Below are 1,543 nucleotides of genomic sequence, written 5' to 3'. Positions count from 1 at the left end.
TATTCATTCGAAGAATGAGGTTCTTTTATAAAAGGTATTTAATTTTCTATGAATAACATGGGATTATAATAATATTAAAATATAATGTGTAAAAATATATTTTAAAAAATATCATCCTCGAAATTCAATCTTAGTTTTTCGCAGTTTTTATTAATAAAACAAAAAGACATAGGATACTATAATGTACTCTATGTCCCCTTTTATTAACAAAATCAATAAGATATCAGGCTATGTAAAAAGATTAGATTGAGCGTTAACCCAAATTTAATCTTTTTACATAACCTAGGAATAGGATACATAAATGTATCCTATTCCTATACTGGCAAGGATTAATATGAAAATCGTCTAAATAGACAACTTTTCTTAAAACTATAAATTATTTAACAATTAAATCTAAAGCTTGTTTCATATCAGCTATTATATCATCTGCATCTTCAAGACCAACAGATAATCTTACTAAACCATCACTGATTCCTGCAGCAGCTCTTTCTTCAGCTGTGTATGGAGAGTGTGTCATTGACGCTGGATGTTGAATCAATGTTTCTGCGTCTCCTAAACTTACTGCAAGCATTGCTAAATGTACATTGTTCATTACTACTCTACCTTCTTCTACTCCACCTTTTAATTCGAAGGCTATCATAGCACCTGGTAATCTCATTTGCTTCTTAGCTGTTTCATAATATTCAAAGCTTTTTAATCCTGGATAGTATACTTTATCAACTGCTGGATGAGCTTCTAAGAATTCAGCTACTTTCATAGCATTTGCACAATGTTTTTCCATTCTTAATTCTAGAGTTTTCATTCCTCTTAATATTAAGTAAGCATCATCAGGTCCTAATACTGAACCAGTCATATCTTTAATACCAAATAATCTAACTTGGTTAATGAAATCTAATTTACCAGCTGCAAATCCAGCTACTACATCTCCGTGTCCATTTAAATATTTTGTTGCAGAGTGAAGAACAACATCAGCTCCATGCTTTAATGGTTGTTGAATATATGGAGTACAGAAAGTATTATCAACAAATACTAAACAATTTTCATTTTCATGAGCTATTTTTGCTACAGCTTCTATGTCTGTAATTTTTAATGTTGGGTTAGCAGGAGTTTCTAAGTAAACAACTCTTGTATTTGGTTTCATTGCATTTTTTACTTCTTCTAAGTTAGAAACATCTACGAAAGTAACTTCGATACCAAATCTTGTAAGACCATGATTTAATAATGCAAAAGTACATCCATAAAGAGTATCTGAAGCAACAATATGATCTCCAGCTTTTAATGCTGCCCATAAAGATGATGAAATAGCACCGATTCCAGATGCAGCAGATACAGCAGCTTCTGCTTCTTCAAGCATAGCAACTTTTTCTTCAACTTCTGCGTTTGTTGGATTTCCAAGTCTAGAGTATATGTATCCTGATTCTTGTCCTGCGAATCTTTTTCCACCTTGCTCTGCAGAATCAAATACGAATGTAGAAGTTCTGTATACTGGAGTAGCTAATGCTCCAAATTGCTTGTCGCCAATATGTCCACCATGTATAGCTTT

Annotated in this window: 1 protein-coding gene; it reads right to left on the bottom strand. The window is 32.2% G+C overall.

The window, feature by feature from the left end; translation table 11 throughout:
- Positions 1-376: 376 nt before the first annotated feature.
- Positions 377-1,543: methionine gamma-lyase (gene megL, locus AYC61_RS01160; protein ID WP_066495574.1), on the bottom strand; the 1,167-nt coding region annotated here is incomplete at its 5' end.

The organism is Abyssisolibacter fermentans, assembly GCF_001559865.1.
Classification (GTDB): domain Bacteria; phylum Bacillota; class Clostridia; order Tissierellales; family MCWD3; genus Abyssisolibacter; species Abyssisolibacter fermentans.
The sequence above is the reverse complement of the archived record's forward strand: the minus strand, read 5'-3'. Positions and strand labels throughout refer to the sequence as shown.